We start from the raw sequence: 22,325 nt of genomic DNA on the forward strand, positions 1-22,325 counted from the left end.
TAAGGAGGTGCTTACAGATGCATGTAAAAAAAGGTGACAAAGTAATGGTCATCTCTGGCAAAGACAAAGGCAAAACAGGAACCATCTTAGCTGCTTTTCCTAAGCAAAGCCGTGTCTTAGTAGAAGGTGTAAATATTATTAAGAAGCATTCTAAACCTTCTCAAGCGAATCCGCAGGGCGGAATTATCAGCCAAGAGGCACCTATTCATGTATCAAACGTAATGCCTATCGATCCGAAATCAGGAGAACCAACACGCGTTGGCTACAAAGTGGTTGATGGCAAAAAAGTTCGCATTGCAAAAAAATCTGGTGAAGTTTTAGATAAATAGTTCATATAAGAAGGGAGGTACAATTCATGAACCGCCTAAAAGAGAAATTTGTAAAAGAAATTACTCCTGCTCTAATGAGCAAGTTCAACTATAAATCTGTAATGGAAGTACCTAAACTTGAAAAAATCGTAATCAACATGGGTGTTGGTGACGCTGTTCAAAATGCAAAAGCTCTTGATAACGCTGTTGAAGAGCTTGCAACAATTACAGGTCAAAAACCGGTTGTAACTCGTGCAAAAAAATCAATCGCTGGATTCCGTCTTCGTGAAGGTATGCCAATCGGCGCAAAAGTTACTCTTCGCGGTGAGCGCATGTATGAGTTTTTCGATAAACTGATTTCTGTATCACTTCCACGTGTACGTGACTTCCGCGGAGTTTCTAAGAAGGCATTTGACGGCCGCGGTAACTACACACTAGGTGTAAAAGAACAGTTAATCTTCCCTGAAATTGATTACGATAAAGTAAGTAAAGTACGTGGTATGGATATCGTGATCGTAACCACTGCTAAAACTGATGAAGAGGCTCGTGAACTTTTAACTCAATTTGGAATGCCGTTCCAAAAGTAATCGCTAAATAGAGGGAGGCGAAAACGTGGCTAAAAAATCAATGATTGCGAAACAAAAACGCAAGCCGAAATTTAAAGTGCAAGAGTACACACGCTGCGAACGCTGCGGCCGTCCACACTCTGTATACCGCAAATTCAAGCTTTGCCGTATTTGTTTCCGTGAATTAGCATACAAAGGACAAATTCCTGGTGTGAAAAAAGCAAGCTGGTAAAACCCAAGTCTGGGAAGGAGGTAAAAACAATGGTCATGACAGATCCAATTGCAGATATGCTTACTCGTATTCGCAATGCGAATATGGTTCGTCACGAAAAATTAGAAGTACCTGCTTCTAATATCAAAAAAGAAATCGCTGAAATTCTAAAACGCGAAGGTTTCATTCGTGATGTAGAGTATATTGAAGATAATAAACAAGGTATTATCCGTATTTTCTTAAAATACGGTCCGAACAATGAACGTGTTATTACTGGTTTAAAGCGCATTAGCAAACCTGGTCTTCGTGTATATGCAAAATCCAACGAAGTGCCTCGCGTATTAAACGGTCTTGGCATCGCGATTGTATCAACTTCTCATGGTGTTTTGACTGATAAAGAAGCTCGTGCAAAACAAGTCGGCGGAGAAGTTTTAGCATACGTTTGGTAATACAGTTTCTGAATGAATGGAGGTGCAATAAATGTCTCGTATAGGTAAAAAACCAATTGAAATTCCATCAGGTGTTACAGTTACTGTTAACAACAACACTGTGACAGTAAAAGGTCCAAAGGGCGAATTAACTCGTTCGTTTAACCCGGATATCGAAATTAAAGTTGAAGATAACGTAATTACTGTTTCTCGCCCAACAGATGAGAAAGAACACCGCGCATTGCACGGCACAACGCGTGCGATTATCGCAAACATGGTAGAAGGAGTTTCCAAAGGCTTTGAAAGAAGCCTTGAGTTGATCGGGGTCGGATACCGTGCTCAAAAACAAGGCAAAAAGCTTGTGCTAAATGTCGGTTACTCTCATCCGGTAGAAATTGAACCTGAAGAAGGTCTTGAAATTGAAGTTCCGGCTAACACAAAAGTTGTCGTAAAAGGTATTGACAAAGAACGCGTTGGAGCTTTAGCAGCGAATATTCGCCAAGTTCGTCCGCCTGAGCCATATAAGGGTAAAGGAATCCGTTACGAAGGTGAATACGTGCGCCGCAAAGAAGGTAAAACTGGTAAGTAATACCGCGTAGGTAAACGAAAGGAGTGACCAGAATGATTACGAAGGCTGATAAAAATGCAGTCCGCAAGAAAAGACATGCTCGTGTTCGTGCAAAACTTAGCGGTACTGAAGCTCGTCCTCGTTTAAACGTGTTTCGCTCAAATAAACACATTTATGCACAATTAATTGACGATGTGAATGGAGTTACTTTAGCAAGTGCTTCCACACTAGATAAAGATTTAAACCTTGAGTCTACCGGCAACATTGAGGCAGCACAAAAGGTCGGAGAATTAGTTGCTAAACGTGCCGTCGAAAAAGGAATTAAATCCGTGGTGTTTGACCGCGGCGGATACCTTTATCATGGACGTGTGAAGGCATTGGCAGAAGCTGCCCGCGAAAACGGCTTGGAATTTTAATAGACAAAGGAGGGACAAGAAAAGATGCGTCGTATTGATCCAAACAAACTTGAACTTGAAGAACGTGTAGTTACCGTTAATCGTGTAGCGAAAGTTGTTAAAGGCGGTCGTCGTTTCCGCTTCTCTGCTCTTGTAGTAGTAGGAGATAAAAACGGTCATGTTGGTTTCGGTACCGGAAAAGCACAAGAAGTACCTGATGCAATTCGCAAAGCAATTGAAGATGCGAAGAAAAACTTAATTGCAGTACCTATCGTTGGAACAACAATTCCACACGAAGTAATCGGACATTTCGGTGCCGGTAAAATCCTTTTAAAACCTGCTCTTGAAGGTACTGGAGTTATCGCCGGTGGTCCGGTTCGTGCGGTTCTTGAGTTAGCCGGTGTTGGTGATATCCTATCTAAATCATTGGGAACAAATACTCCAATTAACATGATTCGTGCAACAATTGACGGATTAAAACAGTTAAAACGTGCTGAGGACGTAGCGAAATTACGTGGTAAATCAGTAGAAGAACTGTTAGGATAAGGAGGGAAATCAAATGGCGAAAAAACTAGCAATTACCCTCACTCGCAGCGTGATTGGCCGCCCGCAAGACCAACGCGAAACAGTTAAAGCTCTTGGATTACGTAAAGTTAACCAAACAGTTGAGCATCAAGACAATCCGGCTATTCGCGGAATGATCAATAAAGTTGCTCACCTTGTAACGGTAAAAGAACAATAATTTCATTCTTCTTGAATAAGGAGGTGCCAACATGAAACTTCATGAATTAAAGCCTGCAGAAGGTTCTCGCCATGACCGCAAACGCAAAGGTCGCGGTATCGGTTCTGGTAATGGTAAAACTGCCGGTAAAGGTCATAAAGGTCAAAATGCACGTTCTGGCGGTGGTGTTCGTCCTGGCTTCGAAGGTGGTCAAACTCCACTTTTCAGACGTTTGCCTAAGCGTGGATTTACAAACATCAACCGCAAAGAATATGCAGTTGTAAACCTTGATGCTTTAAACCGATTTGATGAAGGTACTGAAGTTACTCCAGAACTTCTGATCGAAACTGGCGTAGTACGTAATGCAAAAGCAGGAATCAAAATTCTTGCAAAAGGTAAAGTTGAGAAAAAGCTTAGTGTAAAAGCACACAAATTCTCCTCTGCTGCAAAGGAAGCAATTGAAGCTGCCGGCGGTCAAACTGAGGTGATTTAATGTTTCAGTCAATCTCCAATTTTATGCGCGTGGGTGAAATAAGACGTAAGATCATATTCACCCTTCTCATGTTGATTGTATTCCGCATCGGTACATTTATCCCTGTACCGAATGTGAATGCAGAAATTTTAAAAGCACAAGACGAACTTAATGCGTTTGGCCTGCTCAATACATTCGGCGGTGGAGCATTATATAACTTCTCTATTTTTGCAATGGGGATCATGCCGTATATCACAGCATCCATCATCGTTCAGTTATTGCAAATGGATGTTGTTCCAAAGTTTACGGAATGGTCAAAACAAGGAGAAGTTGGGCGCCGTAAATTAGCTCAGTTTACCCGCTATTTTACAATTGTACTTGGATTAATCCAAGCTTTTGGCATGTCTTACGGCTTTAATAATATGTCAAGAGGAATGCTGATTGAAAACCCGGGAATCACTACCTATCTGCTGATCGCAATTGTTTTAACTGCTGGAACGGCTTTTTTAATGTGGTTAGGCGAACAGATTACAGCAAAAGGTGTGGGGAACGGAATCTCGATCATCATCTTTGCGGGAATTGTTGCCGGTATTCCGTCGACATTCAACCAAATCTATGCACAACAGTTTGAAAATGCAGGGGAACAATTATTCTTGCGTATTATTATAGTTGTATTAATCGTTTTAGCTGTAATAGCGATTATCGTCGGGGTTATTTTTATCCAGCAGGCATTGCGGAAGATCCCGATTCAATATGCAAAGCGTATGGTCGCAGGGAGGAATCCTGCCGTCGGACAATCAACGCATTTGCCGCTAAAGGTTAATTCTGCCGGAGTTATTCCGGTAATCTTTGCGGTTTCATTTATCGTTACGCCGCCAACGATTGCTTCATTTTTTGGCCAAAATGACGTAACACTTTGGATACAGAAGACGTTTGATTATACGAATCCAATTGGTATGATTCTTTACGTGGCACTTATTATTGCCTTTACGTACTTCTACGCTTTTATCCAAGTAAATCCTGAGCAAGTTGCGGAAAATCTTAAAAAGCAAGGCGGTTACATTCCTGGAATTCGACCGGGAAAGAACACACAAGAGTACTTGACACGCGTTTTATACCGTCTGACATTGGTCGGTTCATTGTTCTTAGCATTTATTGCGGTGTTGCCGGTTTTCTTCATTAAGTTCGCCGGATTGCCACAATCTGCTCAGATCGGTGGAACGAGCCTCCTCATCGTTGTCGGTGTAGCGCTTGAAACGATGAAACAACTTGAAGCACAGCTTGTAAAGCGTCATTACAAAGGCTTCATTAAATAAAAAGGTTTTAGGGGCGGAGGCTCCTAAGACCTATTAAGAGACTGAGGGGGAATACGGGTGAATTTAGTATTAATGGGGCTTCCAGGTGCAGGTAAAGGTACGCAGGCCGAGAAGATCGTAGAAAAATACAACATCCCTCATATCTCAACAGGAGATATGTTCCGTGCTGCTATGAGCGAAGGAACGGAACTTGGTTTAAAGGCAAAGTCTTTCATGGATAAAGGCGAACTTGTTCCTGATGAAGTGACAATTGGCATTGTCCGTGAGAGATTAAGCAAGGATGACTGTCAAAAAGGATTCCTTTTAGACGGATTTCCAAGAACAGTTGCCCAGGCTGAAGCGCTTGATGCCATGCTGGCCGGCATGGACAAAAAAATTGATTATGTTATTCATGTTGATGTAGATCAAGAAATATTAATGGAACGTCTGACTGGACGCCGTATTTGTAAAAGCTGCGGCGCGACGTATCATCTTGTCTTTAATCCTCCTACTGTCGACGGTGTTTGCGACCGTTGTGGAGGCGAGCTGTATCAGCGTGCAGATGATAACAGTGAGACAGTCCAAAATCGTTTGGAAGTAAATAAGAAACAAACAAAGCCTTTATTAGATTTTTATGAATCAAAAGGGTATTTGCGCAATATCAATGGTCAGCAAGACATCGAAAAAGTGTTTGCTGATATTGATGAATTGCTTGGGGGCTTACATGAATGATCGCTTCAAAAACCCCTCGCGAAATTGAAATTATGAGGGAAGCCTGCCGGATTGTAGCCCTTACCCATCAGGAGCTAAAAAAGCATATTTCACCTGGTATTACGACAAAGGAACTGGATGCGATTGCGGAACAGTTTATCCTAAAATTTGAAGCAATCCCTTCTTTTAAAGGTTATAATGGTTTCCCTGGAAGCATCTGTGCCTCAGTCAACAATGAACTTGTCCATGGGATTCCTGGTGACCGTGTTTTAAAAGAGGGCGATATTATTACTATTGACATAGGTGCTAAATATAACGGTTATCATGGCGACTCGGCTTGGACATATCCTGTAGGAAAAATAGATGAAGAAACAAAGCGCCTTTTAGATGTAACGAAAGAATCTCTATACAGAGGGCTGAAGGAAGCAAAACCGGGCGTGCGCCTATCGAACGTCTCCCATGCGATTCAAACGTATGTGGAATCAAACGGCTTTTCCATTGTACGCGAGTATGCCGGACACGGAGTAGGGCAAGAATTACATGAAGACCCGCAAATTCCTCATTACGGTCCACCCAACAAAGGTCCGCGTCTAAAGACTGGAATGGTATTAGCGATTGAACCAATGGTAAATGCGGGAAGCCGATATGTTAAAACGTTAGCTGATGATTGGACAGTCGTGACAGTTGACGGAAAAATGTGTGCTCATTTTGAGCATACGGTAGCAATCACTGAAACAGGGTGCGAAATTTTAACGATAGCCTAAGTGCAGGTGATTTTCGTTGATCGATTATGATTCTGGTCCGCAAGTTGGGCAGATTGTTCGAATTACCAGCGGACGGGATGCCGGTCAATATGCTATAATAATAAGGTTGGGTGAAGAACCATTTGTATATCTTGCAGACGGAGAAAAACGAAAGTTTGACCGTCCCAAGAAAAAGAATATTCAACATCTTCAACTGATTCAACGCATATCTCCGGAAGTTCAAAGCAGTATCAGGGAAACAGGTCGTGTAACAAACGGAAAGCTTCGCTTTGCACTAGCAAAGTATAAAAATGAATCCAAACTTGAGCGTATGAAGGGAGATGAGTTCGATGGCAAAAGATGATGTTATTGAAGTGGAAGGCACAGTCGTTGAAACTTTGCCAAATGCCATGTTTAAGGTAGAATTAGAAAATGGTCATACTGTATTGGCTCATGTATCCGGTAAAATTCGCATGCACTTTATTCGGATTTTACCAGGAGATAAAGTAACCGTTGAGCTTTCACCATATGACTTGACACGCGGAAGAATTACGTACCGCTTTAAATAATTCCAAATGCACTCCGTACTATTAAGGAGGTTAGAATAATGAAAGTCAGACCATCAGTTAAGCCGATCTGCGAAAAATGTAAAGTGATCCGCAGACGGGGTAAAGTAATGGTTATCTGCGAAAATCCAAAACATAAACAAAAACAAGGTTAATTTCGAAGGAGGTGTGCACTAAATGGCACGTATTGCTGGTGTAGATATTCCACGTGAGAAACGAGTAGTAATTTCATTGACTTATATCTATGGTATCGGTAAAGCTACAGCTCAAAAGGTTTTAGCGGAAGCAGGTGTTTCTGAAGACACTCGCGTTCGTGATTTAACAGAAGATGAATTAAACAAAATCCGTGATATCGTTGATAAATTAAAGGTTGAAGGTGACCTTCGACGTGAAGTATCCCTTAACATTAAGCGTTTAATGGAAATCGGATGCTATCGCGGTTTGCGTCATCGCCGTGGTTTACCTGTTCGCGGACAAAATACGAAAAACAATGCGCGTACACGCAAAGGTCCTCGTAAGACTGTTGCGAACAAGAAAAAATAATCGGTAAAGGAGGTATATCTAAATGGCTCGTAAAACTAATACACGCAAACGCCGTGTGAAAAAGAATATTGAAAATGGTATTGCTCACATTCGTTCTACTTTCAATAATACGATCGTAACGATCACAGACGTTCATGGTAACGCGATTGCTTGGTCAAGTGCAGGTGCGCTTGGTTTTAAAGGTTCTCGTAAATCAACTCCATTTGCGGCTCAAATGGCAGCTGAAACCGCAGCGAAATCGTCAATGGAACACGGTATGAAATCTCTTGAAGTAACAGTAAAAGGACCTGGTGCAGGACGTGAAGCTGCTATCCGTGCTCTGCAAGCTGCTGGACTTGAAGTCACAGCAATTAAAGACGTAACTCCAGTTCCGCATAACGGATGTCGCCCGCCAAAACGTCGCCGTGTTTAATATTTCTGTATAGATTTTGTATCCTTGTCTATAATGGGATATGATAGAATTTTTTTACGTCCGTACAGAATTATTAAACCAGTTGTTGTGCACAAACGGGAACGTATACATGGGGAATTTCGGTATGTATACCATACCGGGTTTCGACGTTTTGAAGGAGGGTATATTTGATGATCGAAATAGAAAAACCAAAAATTGAAACGGTTGAGATCAACGATGATGCCAAGTACGGGAAGTTCGTTGTAGAACCACTTGAGCGTGGATATGGTACAACTTTGGGTAACTCCTTACGTCGTATCCTATTATCCTCACTCCCAGGTGCCGCTGTCACATCGATTCAAATCGATGGGGTGCTTCATGAGTTTTCAACAATTGAAGGCGTTGTAGAGGATGTTACATCTATTATTTTAAACATTAAGAAATTAGCACTGAAAATCTACTCTGATGAAGAAAAGATGCTTGAAATTGATGCGCAGGGAGAAGGAGTAGTAACTGCAGCTGATATTACACATGACAGTGATGTTGAAATCTTAAATCCGGATCTTCACATCGCGACTCTTGCAAAAAACGGTCATCTGCGCATGCGTTTAACTGCAAAACGCGGACGCGGCTATACACCTGCTGAACTGAACAAGAGAGAAGATCAGCCAATTGGTGTGATTCCAATTGACTCCATCTACACTCCGGTTTCACGTGTTCAGTATCAGGTAGAAAATACTCGTGTTGGCCAAATGACAAACTATGACAAGCTTACGCTGGATGTTTGGACAGATGGCAGCACTGGGCCGCAGGAAGCAATTGCTCTAGGGGCCAAAATATTAACAGAGCATCTGAATATCTTCGTCGGATTAACGGATGAAGCCCAAAATGCAGAAATTATGGTTGAGAAAGAAGAAGACCAAAAAGAAAAAGTTCTTGAAATGACAATTGAAGAACTTGATCTTTCGGTTCGTTCATATAACTGCCTAAAACGTGCCGGAATCAATACCGTTCAAGAATTAGCGAATAAAACGGAAGAAGATATGATGAAAGTACGTAATTTAGGACGTAAATCTCTTGAAGAGGTAAAACACAAACTTGAAGAGCTTGGATTAGGCTTGCGTAAAGATGACTAGTTAGCAATTGCTTAACTAGGCATTTTGCTGTCAGTTCGGCTTACAATCATGACTTCAACAAAGGAGGGAAACTTTCATGGCTTACAGAAAGTTAGGACGTACTAGTGCTCAGCGTAAAGCTATGCTGCGTGACTTAGCAACAGATTTAATTATCAATGAGCGTATCGAAACAACTGAAACTCGTGCGAAAGAACTTCGTTCAGTTGTAGAAAAAATGATCACTCTAGGAAAGCGCGGCGATTTGCATGCTCGTCGTCAAGCTGCTGCATTTATCCGCAACGAAGTAGCGAATACTGAAACAGAGCAAGATGCACTTCAAAAATTGTTTACTGATATCGCTCCTCGTTACGAAGAACGCCAAGGCGGCTACACTCGTATTATGAAACTTGGTCCTCGCCGCGGTGACGGTGCACCAATGGTTATTATCGAATTAGTTTAATAATATTTTTCAAACAACAAGGGCGGCGGACAGTTTATATCGAAACTTGTTCTATGCCCTTGTTGTATATCGGATAAAATAGCAATTGGAGTTTTCATTCTTCGTGCTGCTATTCAGAAGCAAAGCCAATATCGAGCGTTATGATGAGCATCTTTTCGGTGACTCGTCTAGCTCATGCGCCTCTTCCCATTCCTTGCAGGAATTTCGATTTTTTGTGAATTGCAAATTTCGCCCGGGAATGAGGTGCAGGCTTTTTTTTATATATGGAACTTTTGATACAGTTTAGAAGAGTATAGTATAGCAAGCTGAGTTATTGGGGGGACCGCCATGGAAGAAGCGCTTGTTGTTCTCGATCATGTTTCTTTTCAATATGAAGGACAAGAAGGATTTGCATTAAATGATGTCTCTTTTGAAATCCGCGAAGGAGAATGGGTTGCCATTGTCGGCCATAACGGGTCAGGCAAGTCTACTTTGGCAAAGCTATTAAACGGGCTGCAATTTCCCATGAAAGGGAAAATTAAAGTCTGCGGCATCGAAAGTACTGAAGAGTCCGTCTGGGAAATAAGAAAAAAGATCGGAATGGTCTTTCAAAACCCTGATAATCAATTTGTAGGCACAACTGTCCAGGATGATGTGGCTTTTGGTTTAGAAAATAACGGCATTCCCCGTGAGGTAATGGTCCAGCGTGTGAAAGAAGCGTTAGAGAAAGTTAAAATGGATCAATTTCTTGATCAAGAGCCGCACCATCTGTCAGGGGGACAGAAGCAAAGAGTGGCGATTGCGGGCATTCTTGCTTTAAGGCCTGAAATTATTATATTGGATGAAGCAACTTCAATGCTTGATCCTAGAGGAAGAGAAGAAGTTTTACAAACGATAAGAGATTTAAAAGATTCGGAGCGGTTAACCGTCATCTCGATTACCCATGATTTAGAAGAAGCAGCCAAGGCTGATCGGATTCTTGTGATGAACAAGGGTCAACTATATCGTGAAGGTACTCCGGAACAAATTTTTCAAATGGATGAAGAATTAATAGAACTTGGGCTGGATATCCCATTTCCGGTCAAATTGAGCAAGGCACTGAGGAAAAGAGGACTGCCTGTTCCTAAATATTTCTTATCGGAAGAAGAGTTGGTGAAAGAATTATGGACATCTCACTGCAACAAGTAGAATACCGGTATCAGGCTGATACTCCTTTTGAACGCCTTGCAATTCAGGATGTTTCGATTGATATTCCATCCGGAACGTATTTGGCGATTATCGGGCACACCGGTTCTGGAAAATCAACAGTCCTTCAACATTTGAATGCATTATTAAAGCCAACCGGCGGAAAAGTTATCATCGGCGACCAGGAAATTACAGCGAATAAAAAAGAAAAAAGACTGCGGAACATTCGGCAAAAGGTTGGTATTGTATTTCAATTTCCGGAACATCAGCTGTTTGAAGAAACGGTAGAAAAAGATATTTGTTTCGGGCCAATGAATTTCGGCGTTTCAGAAGAAGAGGCAAAAAAACGTGCCCGGCAAGCGATCAAGCAAGTTGGACTGCCTGAAAATATTCTGGGAAAATCGCCGTTTGATTTATCCGGCGGTCAAATGAGAAGGGTAGCTATTGCGGGAGTACTGGCAATGGAACCTGAAGTAATCGTTCTCGACGAACCGACTGCAGGTCTTGATCCAAGAGGCCGCAAAGAAATTATGGAGATGTTCTATCGTCTACACAGGGAAAGAAATTTGACAACTGTTTTAGTTACCCACAGTATGGAAGATGCCGCACGGTATGCAGATCAAATTGTTGTTATGCATAAGGGGAAAGTATTCAAAAAAGGTTCGCCTGAAGAGATCTTTGCTTCTCCCGAGGGGTTGATCAAGCTTGGCTTGGATGTTCCTGAAATTATCCGTTTTCAATTAAAAATTGAACAGACTTTTCAAACGAAATTAGGAAAAACGTTTCTTTCCATGGAAGAGCTGACAGAAGCGATCGCTCGCCTTTTGAAAAGGGGGAACCCGGTATGATGGAAAAAATGATCTTTGGCAGATATGTTCCAGCCGATTCCGTTATTCACCGTTTGGACCCCCGTTCTAAGCTTCTGATCGTCTTTTTGTTTGTGTGCATAGTGTTCCTTGCCAACAATAGTATCACTTATGGGATTCTTGCTGTATACACGTTCATTATGATGAGATTGTCCAAAATTCCGTTTCGCTTTCTCTACGGAGGCTTAAAACCGGTTTTATGGCTTGTCGTTTTTACAATGCTGCTTCATTTTTTCTTAACAAAAGAAGGACAGCTGCTGTTTGAATTGGGGCCGTTAAATATCTATGAAGAAGGGCTCCGAAAGGGGATTTTTATCTCACTGAGGTTTTTCCTTCTAATACTAGTAACGTCTTTGCTGACATTAACAACAACCCCGATAGAGATTACAGACGGTCTTGAAACGCTTTTAAAGCCGCTCGACAAAGTAAAGTTTCCGGTACATGAATTGGCTCTTATGATGTCCATTTCGCTTCGTTTTATTCCAACCTTGATGCAGGAAACCGATAAAATTATGAAAGCCCAGACTGCCAGAGGCGTTGAATTTACAAGCGGACCTGTAAAAGATCGGATTAAAGCAATTATTCCGTTGTTAATTCCTTTATTTGTCAGCTCCTTTAAAAGAGCGGAAGAGCTTGCTATTGCGATGGAAGCCAGGGGATACCGCGGCGGGGAAGGAAGAACGAAATTTCGTCAGTTACATTGGAAAACGGTCGATACCGTCATGCTCGTTCTATTAGGATTTATCACTATTTTATTAATCTTGTTTAGAACATAAGTGGAGTTGTGAAATGCAAAGATACAAATGTACGATTTCCTACGATGGCTCTCAATTTTCAGGATATCAGATTCAGCCGGGCAAGCGGACAATCCAGGGAGAAATTGAAGCTGCTCTGTCAAAACTTCATAAAGGCGAACGCATAAAGGTCAGTGCTTCCGGACGCACCGATGCCGGGGTCCATGCGAAAGGACAAGTGATTCACTTTGATTCCGCATTAGCGATACCCACAGCGAAATGGGAAATAGCTTTAAATTCAATCTTGCCTGATGATATTGCTGTCATCCGTGTTGAAAAAGCGGCTCCCGGATTTCATGCACGTTTTGACGCGTTGGGAAAAGAGTACCGCTATTTAGTTCATTTATCACCGAAACGCGATCCGTTTAAGCGGCATTATGCTTACCAGTTTCCTTATCCGCTTGATTATGTTGCGATGAAAGAAGCGCTCAAATACTTAATAGGTACACATGATTTTACAAGCTTCTGTTCTGCTAAAACAGAAATTGAGGATAAGGTTCGTACAATCGAAGAAATTGAATTTTTTCAAGAGGGAGACCTTCTCGTATTCCGGTTTATCGGAAACGGATTTCTTTATAACATGGTGCGCATTCTCACAGGAACATTGCTTGAAGTGGGGAGCGGCAGCCGAAGTCCGTATTCGATTCCGGAAATTCTTGAAAAAAAAGACCGGAAGTTTGCAGGAAAAACGGCGCCGGCACATGGTTTATATTTGTGGAAGGTTTTTTATTAACAAATATTATTTTTTTATTTTTTCTATGACAACGAATCCTCGTGTTGACAACAAGGGCACTAAAGAGATATTATATCATATGGTATGATTTTTTAACCCCACGATAAGCCCCGGAAACTTATTCGTGATTGAAATATATGAAAACCAATATTGAAATGGATTTTTAACTTAGGAGGGTAAATCAATGCGTACAACGTTTATGGCTAATGCTAATACTATCGAACGCAAATGGTACGTGGTTGATGCTGCAGGACAAACTTTAGGTCGTCTTGCAAGTGAAGTAGCATCAATCCTACGCGGTAAACATAAACCGACATACACACCACATGTGGACACTGGTGATCATGTTATTATCATCAATGCTTCTAAAATTGAACTAACTGGTAATAAGCTGAATGACAAAATTTACTATCGTCATAGCCAATATCCAGGAGGATTAAAATCAAGAACAGCGCTTGAAATGCGTACAAATTATCCAGAAAAAATGTTAGAGCTTGCAATTAAAGGCATGCTTCCTAAGAATTCTCTTGGCCGCCAAATGTTCAAAAAATTACACGTATACGCTGGTAGCGAGCATCCGCACCAAGCACAAAAACCTGAAGTTTACGAACTTCGTGGATAATCAAAAGGGAGGTTATTAACTTGGCACAGGTTCAATATATGGGTACTGGTCGTCGTAAGAGCTCCGTTGCACGTGTTCGTTTAGTTCCAGGCGACGGCAAAATCATCATTAATGGTCGTGACATTGAAAACTACATTCCGTTTGCAGCATTACGTGAAGTTGTGAAACAACCGCTAGTAGCTACAGAAACTCTTGGCAGCTACGACGTTCTTGTAAACGTAAAGGGCGGCGGTTACACTGGTCAAGCAGGAGCAATCCGCCATGGTATTGCCCGCGCATTACTTCAAGTAGATCCAGAATACCGTCCAACATTAAAACGCGCAGGTTTATTAACTCGCGATGCAAGAATGAAAGAGCGTAAGAAATACGGTCTTAAAGGCGCTCGCCGTGCTCCTCAGTTCTCAAAACGTTAATTGTACGGAACACACTGCTCCAGCCATTGGCTGGAGCTTTTTTTTTATTCCTTAATCTCCCGCATTCTTCATTTTTTTAGGTTCTCCGTCAAATGTTGGGGTGATGACTTTGTGTCCTCACCCTTATCCAATGTGAACCCCAATTCCTTTATACTGATGTGATAATAAAATTTTAGCCCTGAAGCGTTCAAAACTTCTGAAGCCAAAGGCATTCCGTTTTTGTACTTTGGTCAAATTATTGATCCCTTCCAAAAATCCGTTGGAACAGTCATAAACAAAACTGTTAAGGATTTCTGTCTGCCAGTTTTGAAAGGTCTTTATGGCCTTCTCCATCTCTGGGATTTCCGAAGCTTCAACCAATCGGTAAAACGCTTTTAACTCCTCTTTCACCACGGCAATTTGATCCCTGCCAATCTCTTTGGCACGTGTAAACCATTCTCGATAGTCCTTTTTGAGTTCGTATGCCTTCCTGAGCTCCTCGGACATCTCCAGATAACGCTCTAAATACCAGCGTTCCTCTTCTGTAAGGCGGTCACTGGCCTTGTGGAAGACATGTTTCATTCGCTTGCACTTTTTACGGTCATAGTCGTGAAAATCCTGTTGGACTCGCCTTCTTACCGCATCAAGCGCCCAGTAGATATACCGACAGAAGTAAAATCGATCTGCGATAATAACCGGACGGCCTAGTGCTGCCTGGACGACCGCCTTAAACGATTGGTTCATATCCATAATGACCACTTGGACCTGGCTTCCGTGCTTTTGAAGGTATTGCTTAATGGTTTTTTATACCGATTGGGGAGGATATCCAATGGCTTTTTTGTCACCCCGTCGGCTATGATTAATTGGTATTTGCCTTCCTTCGTATCGCCTTTGTATTCGTCAATGGCAATGATTTTCGGCAATTCCTCAACCGCACGGATTTCACTGCTCGCCAAGCGGTCAAACCGACGGACTACCGTCGACGCAGAAGTGCCATAGTTCTCAGCGGTTTCCTTGAAGGTCTTTCCTTTGATGGCCCGGATGGATACGGCCTGGTTCCACTCAATGGAAGTGCGTTGGTAGCGCTCGACTATGGAGTTTTTCTCAGAGAAACGTTTCCTGCAGCTGCATACATATCTCCGGCGTCTATAAAAAATCTGGGTCTTTCGCTCAAACCATTTCAAATGCTGGATTTTCTGGATCCGGTAATTATGAACACGGCTTATCCTTCTGTTACAACGGGGGCAACGATGCATCTTTCGTTCCATCTCCACATGAAACTGTACAACTTCCCCAACTTGTTCCACTTTGGTCAGGACAACCTCTTTTAAACCAGGAATATTCATGATAAGATTCATATACACGCAACTCCATTCTTTAAACTTGTTTCTGGACAATTCAAGTATAAAGGAATTGGATGTTTGCGTGTATTTTTTATGCAAACGAAAGTGTGTTTAAACCCCAACAAATATTATAGAGCCTTTTTTTATAACAAACCTCCAAAATTGGAAATTCAAAAGCTTTTCCCCTATGGTATGTCTGTCTGCAGAAGGTTAAAAACTAATCTTCAAGGGGGGAATATATTGACTGTTATTACTACCTTTACAGAAAAAAGAAGGGAAAAACAAATCAAATATGAGCGTACCATTCTTCGCGAATTATCGATAAAAATGTTAAAAAACAAATTCCAGCACTTTTTTGGAGCAAACAGGCTAAACAGCGGGTTTTTGCTCCAATCAGGCATTGAAGAAGCTTGTTATGACATAGCCATCGAAGCATTTTTGTTAGGAGCAAAAATGAGTAAGTTTGGTTATCACGGTGAATCAATCGATACTGTACGTCTTCGGTGTGAAAGGGAACTGAATCATTTTATTGAAACACTCTACAATTTCTTTTTGTATTGGGGAAATGGAGAGGAAGGAATATTCAGCGAGTCGCTTTATTATCTTTGTGAACAATATGTTGAATATTGGTGGAGAGAAGGATTCATTAAAGGAGAAAGACGCCGCAAGCTGCGTCTGCATTAATTCCTATTCCCGGTTCTAATCATACCCCCTGCCCCATATATTGAATTGTACAGGGACATGCAGGGGGTAGGGTTAGGTTTATGAGAAAAAATGTGAAAATAGGTGTATTTGCAGTCGGAATCATCATCTTGCTAATCATAATCAAGTATGATTTTATAGAAAATAATTCCTGGAACTCATGGAATCTTCCCTTAACAGGTGAAATTATTTTAATTGATCCGGGTCACGGTGGGCCGGATGGGGGAGCGAGTGCCGAAGACACACTTGAAAAAGATATTGCATTAAATGTTTCGCTTAAAGTAAGGGATTTTTTACAGCACCAAGGTGCCCTTGTGCTTTTGACAAGGGAAACAGATACAGATCTTGCCGATAAAGAAACGAGGGGCTACAGCCGAAGAAAGGTCGAGGATCTTAAACGAAGATTGGAAATGATCAATGAATCGGAAGCTGATTTTTTTGTGAGTATCCATTTAAATGCAATTCCTTCCCCGAGATGGAGCGGAGCCCAAACCTTTTATGCACCCCACATGGAGGAAAACAGAAAAGCGGCAAAATTTATACAGGATGAGCTAATACGTAATTTAGAAAATACAAATCGAAAGGCCAAACCAATTAATAGTGTTTATATCCTAAAGAATGCAGACAAACCGGGCGTTCTTGTAGAAATCGGCTTCCTTTCCAATCCGGCTGAGAAAGAAAACCTGAAAAACGAAGCCTATCAAGAAATGATTGCAGCGTCGATATACAAAGGAATCATTCGATATTTTACAACTGAAAAAGAATTGCAGGAGTCTGATGATTAGGAATCAGAGAAGGCGTTCACTATGTTCGCCTTCTTTTATTTAATTCGTATTAACAGGCAGTTTGACTACCACTGATGGAAGTTTCTCTTTATTTTTTTCAATGGTATTCGGTTAAAATAAGTGTGCTTGAATATACTGTTTATTAAAAATGGTATGTTATACTGATAATTGCAAACGAATACAAAAGGCGGGAGTCGAGTATGTTGACGGAAGAGAAAATTCTTAATATTCTCAATGGGTTAGAAGAACCATTTTTACATAAAACACTGGAAGAATTAAATGCCATTCAAGAAGTGAGAGTAAAAGAAGAAAAAAATCATGTCAGTGTAAAAATCGCGATTGCGAAAACAGGTACAGCAGAACAACTTCAACTGCAAACAAAAGTTGTAAACTTGCTAAAAGAAGCAGGCGCTGAAACAGTTGGAATTCGATTCAGCGAACTTCCGGAAGAGACACTGGAAAAATATACGACTGAAGTGGAATCGAATGACAAGGGCTTGCTGTCTCCGGAAAGCAAGACTACATTTATTGCGATTGCCAGCGGGAAAGGCGGAGTCGGAAAATCTACCATTTCTGTCAATTTAGCTGTTTCTTTAGCACGGTTAGGGAAAAAGGTAGGGCTTATCGACGCCGATATTTATGGATTCAGTGTTCCGGATATGATGGGCATTACAAAGCGTCCCGTTGTGAGAGGCGAGAAAATCATTCCTGTTGAAAGATTTGGCGTAAAAGTGATATCAATGGGCTTTTTTGTAGAGGATAATGCACCGATTATCTGGCGCGGCCCAATGCTTGGCAAAATGCTGAACAATTTCTTTAATGAAGTTGAATGGGGAGATATAGACTTTCTGCTTCTTGATCTTCCTCCCGGAACAGGGGATGTCGCCTTGGACGTTCATACGATGCTCCCATCCTGTAAAGAAATTATTGTTACAACGCCGCATCCGACAGCTGCTTTTGTAGCGGCCAGGGCAGGTGCGATGGCTTTAAGAACAGAGCATGAAATTCTCGGCGTTATTGAAAATATGTCTTATTTCGAAAGCAAATTAACAGGTGAGAAGGAATATGTTTTTGGAAAAGGCGGAGGAAAGAAACTAGCGGAAGAGCTAAATACAGAGCTGCTTGGACAGCTTCCGCTTGAACAGCCTGATTGGAACGAAGAAGATTTTGCTCCGTCCATCTACCAAGAAGACCATAAGCTCGGCAAGATCTATCGTGACATTGCGAAAAATGTGCTCAACATATTGGAAGCAAAATAAAAACAAGGTTCAGATCCGATCTGAACCCTGTTCTAATCACTTTAACGCTTTACCGTATTGAGGGTCAGACCCCTGTCACGGTGAAGCGTTAAAGTGTTGCAAGGGCCAGGCCTTTTACATTGATCAGCTTTCACCTTGTCCTTGTTCTTCGCCGCCCCCACCAGACTTGTCTCCGCCTTGATCTTCTTGTTTTCCGCTTTGCACTTCTCCGGCAGCTTTAATAATAATATCCTGAATTTTTGCTTTAAAAAGAGGGCTCTCAAACGTCTCGGTCATGACCTTTTGGATGTGTTTACGGTACTCATTGCTTTTCATTAAATCTTCCACTTCTTTATGAAGTTCCGGATCTTTCATGACCTCTATCATCATGCCTCGATATTCCGGATCTTTCATTAACCTTTTTAGTAATGCTTCATGTTCTTTTTCCATACTTTTTGCCATGCTTTCCGCAAACGCCGGATCTTCAAACGACTTTTTCCAGAATTGGACCCCTTCTTCTGAAGTCAATGTTTTTTGAATGGTTTCAGTTACAACTTGCTGATCCATCACTAGCTCTTTTTTTAATTTATCGTCACCAATAATTTCTTGAATTGCTTTTTTTCCATCATCGGTCTTTAATATATCGACAACCATTTTTTTTGTTTCATCATAATCAAGCTGGCGGCCGCCTGCTTCATTCTGACCGCAGCCTGCAATAAAAACTACAAGGAAAAAAGGGAGGAGCAAAGTTCCTTTATTCACCATCATTCAGCTCCTTTCACATAAAAATGCTTAAGTTTATATTGATAAAAATCAAGAAAAAATATGCGTTTATTTCCGAATACCTAGATTTTTCAAAGTCTGGTTGATACAATCATATAAGTGAAATGAATGAGGAATAATGGAGGAAAAAGCTGTGACTAGCCGAAACTGGGTAAGGTTATTTTTAACGACCTTAATAATTGGCGGGTTAACTGCCGGTATTGTTGGATTTATTGTTCGCTGGAATGAATTTAGGCCGCTCTTTATTGATTTTAATATTAAAGAAATCTTATCAATTTTGATCTGGTTAATAGGTGTTGGATTAATCTTTAGTCTTATAAGCCAAATGGGGTTTTTTGCATATTTAACGGTTCACCGCTTTGGGCTTGGCATATTTAGGTCGCTATGGAAACCGGTCCAGTTGGTCATCCTATTATTTGTCCTGTATGATTTGGTGTATTTTCGTTTTGAAGCATTTGCAAAAAAAGGAGAAAGCATTCTTCCGTATGTTGGACTGGCATTTTTCATATTAGCGGTCGGGTTAATTGTAGCCGTTTTAAAAGTAAAGCAGACGAATAAAGAAGCCTTTATTCCTGCATTATTTTTTATGGTTGTCATAACGGTGATTGAATGGGTTCCCGTATTGAGGGTAAATGAAGAAAGCTGGTTGTATTTAATGCTGTATCCATTAATAGCATGCAACGCATACCAGATTTTAATACTCCATAAATTGAATGAGAAATCAGAACATCAAAAAAATCGTTTGAAAAACAAGCCGGCTAAATAAATTCTGATGAAAAAAGCCAAGCGTGAAAATAACACGCCTGGCTTTCGTTTTTCTACTTAATTTCATTTGCTTTCGCATTTCCGTTAACAATCATGTCAGAAACCGTTACGAGTTTAAGGTCTTTCCTTTTCAAATCTTGAATAATGCCGGGAAGAGCTGAAGCTGTTTGTTTGGCTGAGTCAGATGCATGAAGTAGGATAATATCTCCTTTTTTCGCTTTTGATACATTTTCCTCAATAATATCCGCACCTGGGTTAGTCCAATCTTTGGAATCAATACTCCAATGAACAACCGTATAACCAAAACGATCTGCTAATTTTAAAGTGGTTTTGTCAAAATGACCGGTTGGAGCCCGCAGTAATTTAACATTTTTTACATTTAGCTTTTTAAATACTTCCTGTGCCTTAGCAATATCTTGCCGCACTTTTTCCACTTCAAGTTCAGTATAGTCCTTATAAACATAACCTAGCATCCCGATTTCATAGCCGTCTTTGACGATTCGATCCACAAGATCAGGGTGTCTTTCCGCCCAAGACCCTGAAAGAAAGAAAGTTGCGGCTTTTACATTTTCTTTTTTTAAAACATCGAGAATAGGTTCAGCTTTTTCATCACCCCACCCAATATTGAAGGTGAGAGCAACTCCTTTTTCCCCTTTATAAACTGCCTTTGGTCCATCTTTAGCAGAAAATACCGGAATATAAATACTCGATTCTGCATAAAAAAAACATGCTGTGAAAAATGCTGCGATCACGACAATCAAAAACTGCTTTAAGGACCTTCCACTCAAAACTAAAAAGAAATTCATACGATCACCTCGTCCAAAAACACTCCTTGTCTAAATCATATGCATAGGTTATTAGAGTATGATTAAAGTTTTTTGAACATAAAAAAGTAATAATTGGAAAAGATTACAGTAAACAGACATGCAAAGGAGTGGAATTATGATAGGTATATTAGTCAATGAAAAAGAGGTAAAGGAATTGCAATATTTAATGAAGAGAGAAATGGACGAGATATTATTTTATTTGAAAGATGAACGAATCGAACATATTGTAAAAAGTGCCATGCAAGAGAGGTATAAAGTATTGTTTTCCCTCTTTAAAAGAATTGCATCACCAAGTGATTGCTTAAAATATATACCTAAAAAATCACAAAGAAATGATAGCTTCACTTCTATGAAAAAAAATTTATAAAAAGTGTTGACTTTCGTATTTGTCGCTGGTATATTAATAAACGTCGCTGCTGTTAAACAACGGACAAAAGAAAAAAGTTGTTGACACATTGATAGTGGCATGATATATTAAAAAGGTCGTTTTTAAAGCGAAACTGAATTGTTCTTTGAAAACTGAACAAACAAAAGCGTCAACAATTAAAAGTGGAGGCGACCGGTTAGCTTCGAAGGGCATTGGAGCTTCTGGCGGAAAAGTCCTTAAAGACTTTGATAGAAGAAGCGAAATGACCTCGCTGCTTAAAGCATCACCTAAAGGTCATGCTTTGCGCAAAATTGCGAAGAAGCTAATTCAAGCAGCTATTTAGCTGGGAGCCGAAACTAGCCAGAGTTAATTCTATTATTTATGAGCATATCTTACTCTTTTTTGGAGAGTTTGATCCTGGCTCAGGACGAACGCTGGCGGCGTGCCTAATACATGCAAGTCGAGCGGACTGATGGGAGCTTGCTCCCTGAAGTCAGCGGCGGACGGGTGAGTAACACGTGGGCAACCTGCCTGTAAGACTGGGATAACTTCGGGAAACCGGAGCTAATACCGGATAATCCTCTTTCCCGCATGGGAAAGAGCTGAAAGATGGCTTCGGCTATCACTTACAGATGGGCCCGCGGCGCATTAGCTAGTTGGTGAGGTAACGGCTCACCAAGGCGACGATGCGTAGCCGACCTGAGAGGGTGATCGGCCACACTGGGACTGAGACACGGCCCAGACTCCTACGGGAGGCAGCAGTAGGGAATCTTCCGCAATGGACGAAAGTCTGACGGAGCAACGCCGCGTGAGCGAAGAAGGCCTTCGGGTCGTAAAGCTCTGTTGTCAGGGAAGAACAAGTACCGTTCGAATAGGGCGGTACCTTGACGGTACCTGACCAGAAAGCCACGGCTAACTACGTGCCAGCAGCCGCGGTAATACGTAGGTGGCAAGCGTTGTCCGGAATTATTGGGCGTAAAGCGCGCGCAGGCGGTTCCTTAAGTCTGATGTGAAAGCCCACGGCTCAACCGTGGAGGGTCATTGGAAACTGGGGAACTTGAGTGCAGAAGAGGAGAGCGGAATTCCACGTGTAGCGGTGAAATGCGTAGAGATGTGGAGGAACACCAGTGGCGAAGGCGGCTCTCTGGTCTGTAACTGACGCTGAGGCGCGAAAGCGTGGGGAGCAAACAGGATTAGATACCCTGGTAGTCCACGCCGTAAACGATGAGTGCTAAGTGTTAGAGGGTTTCCGCCCTTTAGTGCTGCAGCTAACGCATTAAGCACTCCGCCTGGGGAGTACGGCCGCAAGGCTGAAACTCAAAGGAATTGACGGGGGCCCGCACAAGCGGTGGAGCATGTGGTTTAATTCGAAGCAACGCGAAGAACCTTACCAGGTCTTGACATCCTCTGACAATCCTGGAGACAGGACGTTCCCCTTCGGGGGACAGAGT

General features: G+C 41.5%; 33 protein-coding genes, 1 rRNA gene and 1 pseudogene (1 of these 35 only partly in view). 32 read left to right on the plus strand and 3 right to left on the minus strand.

The annotated features are described in order from the left end of the window. Positions 1 to 17 precede the first annotated feature (17 nt). From rplX to rpsI, 25 genes are all read left to right on the plus strand, one after another. A complete protein-coding gene (gene rplX / locus C0966_RS14940) occupies positions 18 to 329 on the plus strand; it encodes a 50S ribosomal protein L24 (RefSeq protein ID WP_274856514.1) in 312 nt (103 codons plus the stop codon). Between the two features lie 26 nt (positions 330 to 355). Continuing rightward, entirely contained in the window at positions 356 to 895 is a 540-nt protein-coding gene (gene rplE / locus C0966_RS14945) for a 50S ribosomal protein L5 (RefSeq protein WP_003348601.1), read from the plus strand. Positions 896 to 920: 25 nt separating this feature from the next. After that, positions 921 to 1,106: a 30S ribosomal protein S14 gene (rpsN, locus tag C0966_RS14950; protein WP_003348599.1), complete on the plus strand. Its 186-nt coding sequence runs from the start codon at positions 921 to 923 to the stop codon at positions 1,104 to 1,106. Positions 1,107 to 1,135: 29 nt separating this feature from the next. After that, the gene (rpsH, locus tag C0966_RS14955; protein WP_274856515.1) at positions 1,136 to 1,534 is read left to right on the plus strand and encodes a 30S ribosomal protein S8; all 399 of its coding nucleotides are present in this window, start codon (positions 1,136 to 1,138) and stop codon (positions 1,532 to 1,534) included. A gap of 31 nt (positions 1,535 to 1,565) precedes the next feature. Beyond that, the gene (gene rplF / locus C0966_RS14960) at positions 1,566 to 2,102 is read left to right on the plus strand and encodes a 50S ribosomal protein L6 (protein WP_274856516.1); all 537 of its coding nucleotides are present in this window, start codon (positions 1,566 to 1,568) and stop codon (positions 2,100 to 2,102) included. A 32-nt stretch (positions 2,103 to 2,134) separates the two neighbouring features. After that, positions 2,135 to 2,497: a 50S ribosomal protein L18 gene (gene rplR / locus C0966_RS14965; RefSeq protein ID WP_274856517.1), complete on the plus strand. Its 363-nt coding sequence runs from the start codon at positions 2,135 to 2,137 to the stop codon at positions 2,495 to 2,497. A gap of 24 nt (positions 2,498 to 2,521) precedes the next feature. Continuing rightward, on the plus strand, positions 2,522 to 3,022 hold the full coding sequence (gene rpsE / locus C0966_RS14970; RefSeq protein WP_274856518.1) for a 30S ribosomal protein S5: 501 nt from the start codon (positions 2,522 to 2,524) through the stop codon (positions 3,020 to 3,022). A gap of 13 nt (positions 3,023 to 3,035) precedes the next feature. Then, positions 3,036 to 3,218 (plus strand): 50S ribosomal protein L30, encoded by a 183-nt coding sequence (rpmD, locus tag C0966_RS14975; protein ID WP_274856519.1) that lies wholly within the window; start codon positions 3,036 to 3,038, stop codon positions 3,216 to 3,218. Between the two features lie 31 nt (positions 3,219 to 3,249). Then, complete coding sequence (gene rplO, locus C0966_RS14980) at positions 3,250 to 3,690, plus strand: 50S ribosomal protein L15 (RefSeq protein WP_274856520.1); 441 nt, start codon at positions 3,250 to 3,252, stop codon at positions 3,688 to 3,690. Beyond that, positions 3,690 to 4,985: a preprotein translocase subunit SecY gene (gene secY, locus C0966_RS14985; protein ID WP_274856521.1), complete on the plus strand. Its 1,296-nt coding sequence runs from the start codon at positions 3,690 to 3,692 to the stop codon at positions 4,983 to 4,985. Before rplO ends, secY begins: the two co-directional genes overlap by 1 nt. A 57-nt stretch (positions 4,986 to 5,042) precedes the next feature. Continuing rightward, positions 5,043 to 5,696: an adenylate kinase gene (locus tag C0966_RS14990; protein WP_274856522.1), complete on the plus strand. Its 654-nt coding sequence runs from the start codon at positions 5,043 to 5,045 to the stop codon at positions 5,694 to 5,696. Next, complete coding sequence (gene map / locus C0966_RS14995; RefSeq protein ID WP_274856523.1) at positions 5,693 to 6,439, plus strand: type I methionyl aminopeptidase; 747 nt, start codon at positions 5,693 to 5,695, stop codon at positions 6,437 to 6,439. The genes C0966_RS14990 and map overlap by 4 nt, the downstream gene beginning before the upstream one ends. 16 nt (positions 6,440 to 6,455) lie before the next feature. Next, positions 6,456 to 6,782 (plus strand): KOW domain-containing RNA-binding protein, encoded by a 327-nt coding sequence (locus C0966_RS15000; protein ID WP_274856524.1) that lies wholly within the window; start codon positions 6,456 to 6,458, stop codon positions 6,780 to 6,782. Continuing rightward, complete coding sequence (infA, locus tag C0966_RS15005; protein ID WP_003348578.1) at positions 6,769 to 6,987, plus strand: translation initiation factor IF-1; 219 nt, start codon at positions 6,769 to 6,771, stop codon at positions 6,985 to 6,987. Before C0966_RS15000 ends, infA begins: the two co-directional genes overlap by 14 nt. Positions 6,988 to 7,025: 38 nt before the next feature. Further along, entirely contained in the window at positions 7,026 to 7,139 is a 114-nt protein-coding gene (gene rpmJ / locus C0966_RS15010; protein WP_000868344.1) for a 50S ribosomal protein L36, read from the plus strand. A 22-nt stretch (positions 7,140 to 7,161) separates the two neighbouring features. Further along, complete coding sequence (gene rpsM / locus C0966_RS15015) at positions 7,162 to 7,527, plus strand: 30S ribosomal protein S13 (protein WP_274856525.1); 366 nt, start codon at positions 7,162 to 7,164, stop codon at positions 7,525 to 7,527. Positions 7,528 to 7,549: 22 nt separating this feature from the next. Further along, the gene (gene rpsK, locus C0966_RS15020) at positions 7,550 to 7,939 is read left to right on the plus strand and encodes a 30S ribosomal protein S11 (protein ID WP_003351402.1); all 390 of its coding nucleotides are present in this window, start codon (positions 7,550 to 7,552) and stop codon (positions 7,937 to 7,939) included. A 170-nt stretch (positions 7,940 to 8,109) separates the two neighbouring features. Beyond that, on the plus strand, positions 8,110 to 9,054 hold the full coding sequence (locus C0966_RS15025; RefSeq protein WP_274856526.1) for a DNA-directed RNA polymerase subunit alpha: 945 nt from the start codon (positions 8,110 to 8,112) through the stop codon (positions 9,052 to 9,054). Positions 9,055 to 9,130: 76 nt separating this feature from the next. Next, the gene (gene rplQ / locus C0966_RS15030; RefSeq protein WP_003351398.1) at positions 9,131 to 9,493 is read left to right on the plus strand and encodes a 50S ribosomal protein L17; all 363 of its coding nucleotides are present in this window, start codon (positions 9,131 to 9,133) and stop codon (positions 9,491 to 9,493) included. Positions 9,494 to 9,820: 327 nt separating this feature from the next. Then, positions 9,821 to 10,660 carry an energy-coupling factor ABC transporter ATP-binding protein gene (locus C0966_RS15035; protein WP_274856527.1) on the plus strand — a complete coding sequence of 280 codons (840 nt, stop codon included), beginning with the start codon at positions 9,821 to 9,823 and terminating at the stop codon, positions 10,658 to 10,660. Then, positions 10,636 to 11,505: an energy-coupling factor ABC transporter ATP-binding protein gene (locus tag C0966_RS15040; RefSeq protein ID WP_274856528.1), complete on the plus strand. Its 870-nt coding sequence runs from the start codon at positions 10,636 to 10,638 to the stop codon at positions 11,503 to 11,505. The genes C0966_RS15035 and C0966_RS15040 overlap by 25 nt, the downstream gene beginning before the upstream one ends. Further along, the gene (locus C0966_RS15045) at positions 11,502 to 12,299 is read left to right on the plus strand and encodes an energy-coupling factor transporter transmembrane component T family protein (protein ID WP_274856529.1); all 798 of its coding nucleotides are present in this window, start codon (positions 11,502 to 11,504) and stop codon (positions 12,297 to 12,299) included. The genes C0966_RS15040 and C0966_RS15045 overlap by 4 nt, the downstream gene beginning before the upstream one ends. A gap of 13 nt (positions 12,300 to 12,312) precedes the next feature. Continuing rightward, positions 12,313 to 13,050, plus strand: a complete 738-nt coding sequence (gene truA, locus C0966_RS15050; RefSeq protein ID WP_274856530.1) for a tRNA pseudouridine(38-40) synthase TruA — start codon at positions 12,313 to 12,315, stop codon at positions 13,048 to 13,050. Between the two features lie 184 nt (positions 13,051 to 13,234). Continuing rightward, the gene (rplM, locus tag C0966_RS15055) at positions 13,235 to 13,672 is read left to right on the plus strand and encodes a 50S ribosomal protein L13 (RefSeq protein ID WP_003351395.1); all 438 of its coding nucleotides are present in this window, start codon (positions 13,235 to 13,237) and stop codon (positions 13,670 to 13,672) included. Positions 13,673 to 13,692: 20 nt separating this feature from the next. Then, entirely contained in the window at positions 13,693 to 14,085 is a 393-nt protein-coding gene (gene rpsI / locus C0966_RS15060; RefSeq protein ID WP_003348563.1) for a 30S ribosomal protein S9, read from the plus strand. Positions 14,086 to 14,208: 123 nt separating this feature from the next. Here the strand turns inward: rpsI and C0966_RS15065 are convergent. Further along, positions 14,209 to 15,422: pseudogene (locus C0966_RS15065) on the minus strand (ISL3 family transposase). 225 nt (positions 15,423 to 15,647) lie between these two features. Here C0966_RS15065 and C0966_RS15070 point away from each other — a divergent pair. The 3 genes from C0966_RS15070 (at position 15,648) to C0966_RS15080 (ending at position 18,153) form a co-directional block, all read left to right on the plus strand. Then, complete coding sequence (locus C0966_RS15070) at positions 15,648 to 16,091, plus strand: YbaK family protein (RefSeq protein ID WP_274856531.1); 444 nt, start codon at positions 15,648 to 15,650, stop codon at positions 16,089 to 16,091. Positions 16,092 to 16,171: 80 nt separating this feature from the next. Further along, positions 16,172 to 16,894 (plus strand): N-acetylmuramoyl-L-alanine amidase CwlD, encoded by a 723-nt coding sequence (gene cwlD / locus C0966_RS15075; protein WP_274856532.1) that lies wholly within the window; start codon positions 16,172 to 16,174, stop codon positions 16,892 to 16,894. Positions 16,895 to 17,094: 200 nt separating this feature from the next. Next, complete coding sequence (locus C0966_RS15080) at positions 17,095 to 18,153, plus strand: Mrp/NBP35 family ATP-binding protein (protein WP_274856533.1); 1,059 nt, start codon at positions 17,095 to 17,097, stop codon at positions 18,151 to 18,153. A gap of 123 nt (positions 18,154 to 18,276) precedes the next feature. Here the strand turns inward: C0966_RS15080 and gerD are convergent, their stop codons facing one another. Further along, the gene (gene gerD, locus C0966_RS15085; protein ID WP_274856534.1) at positions 18,277 to 18,897 is read right to left on the minus strand and encodes a spore germination lipoprotein GerD; all 621 of its coding nucleotides are present in this window, start codon (positions 18,895 to 18,897) and stop codon (positions 18,277 to 18,279) included. A gap of 151 nt (positions 18,898 to 19,048) precedes the next feature. On the opposite strand from gerD, the gene C0966_RS15090 reads away from it, so the two are divergent. Continuing rightward, complete coding sequence (locus C0966_RS15090; protein WP_274856535.1) at positions 19,049 to 19,681, plus strand: KinB-signaling pathway activation protein; 633 nt, start codon at positions 19,049 to 19,051, stop codon at positions 19,679 to 19,681. 52 nt (positions 19,682 to 19,733) lie between these two features. Here C0966_RS15090 and pdaB read toward each other — a convergent pair whose 3' ends face one another. Next, positions 19,734 to 20,486 carry a polysaccharide deacetylase family sporulation protein PdaB gene (gene pdaB / locus C0966_RS15095; protein WP_274856536.1) on the minus strand — a complete coding sequence of 251 codons (753 nt, stop codon included), beginning with the start codon at positions 20,484 to 20,486 and terminating at the stop codon, positions 19,734 to 19,736. Between the two features lie 136 nt (positions 20,487 to 20,622). Here pdaB and C0966_RS15100 point away from each other — a divergent pair, with 136 nt between their 5' ends. The 3 genes from C0966_RS15100 to C0966_RS15110 form a co-directional block, all read left to right on the plus strand. Next, positions 20,623 to 20,874 (plus strand): hypothetical protein, encoded by a 252-nt coding sequence (locus tag C0966_RS15100; RefSeq protein WP_274856537.1) that lies wholly within the window; start codon positions 20,623 to 20,625, stop codon positions 20,872 to 20,874. Positions 20,875 to 21,019: 145 nt separating this feature from the next. After that, positions 21,020 to 21,217 (plus strand): hypothetical protein, encoded by a 198-nt coding sequence (locus C0966_RS15105; RefSeq protein ID WP_274856538.1) that lies wholly within the window; start codon positions 21,020 to 21,022, stop codon positions 21,215 to 21,217. Positions 21,218 to 21,273: 56 nt separating this feature from the next. Continuing rightward, positions 21,274 to 22,325: ribosomal RNA gene (locus C0966_RS15110) — 16S ribosomal RNA — on the plus strand (it continues 499 nt past the right edge of the window).

Origin of the sequence: Bacillus methanolicus (assembly GCF_028888695.1) — a bacterium.
GTDB lineage: Bacteria > Bacillota > Bacilli > Bacillales > Cytobacillaceae > Bacillus_Z > Bacillus_Z methanolicus_B.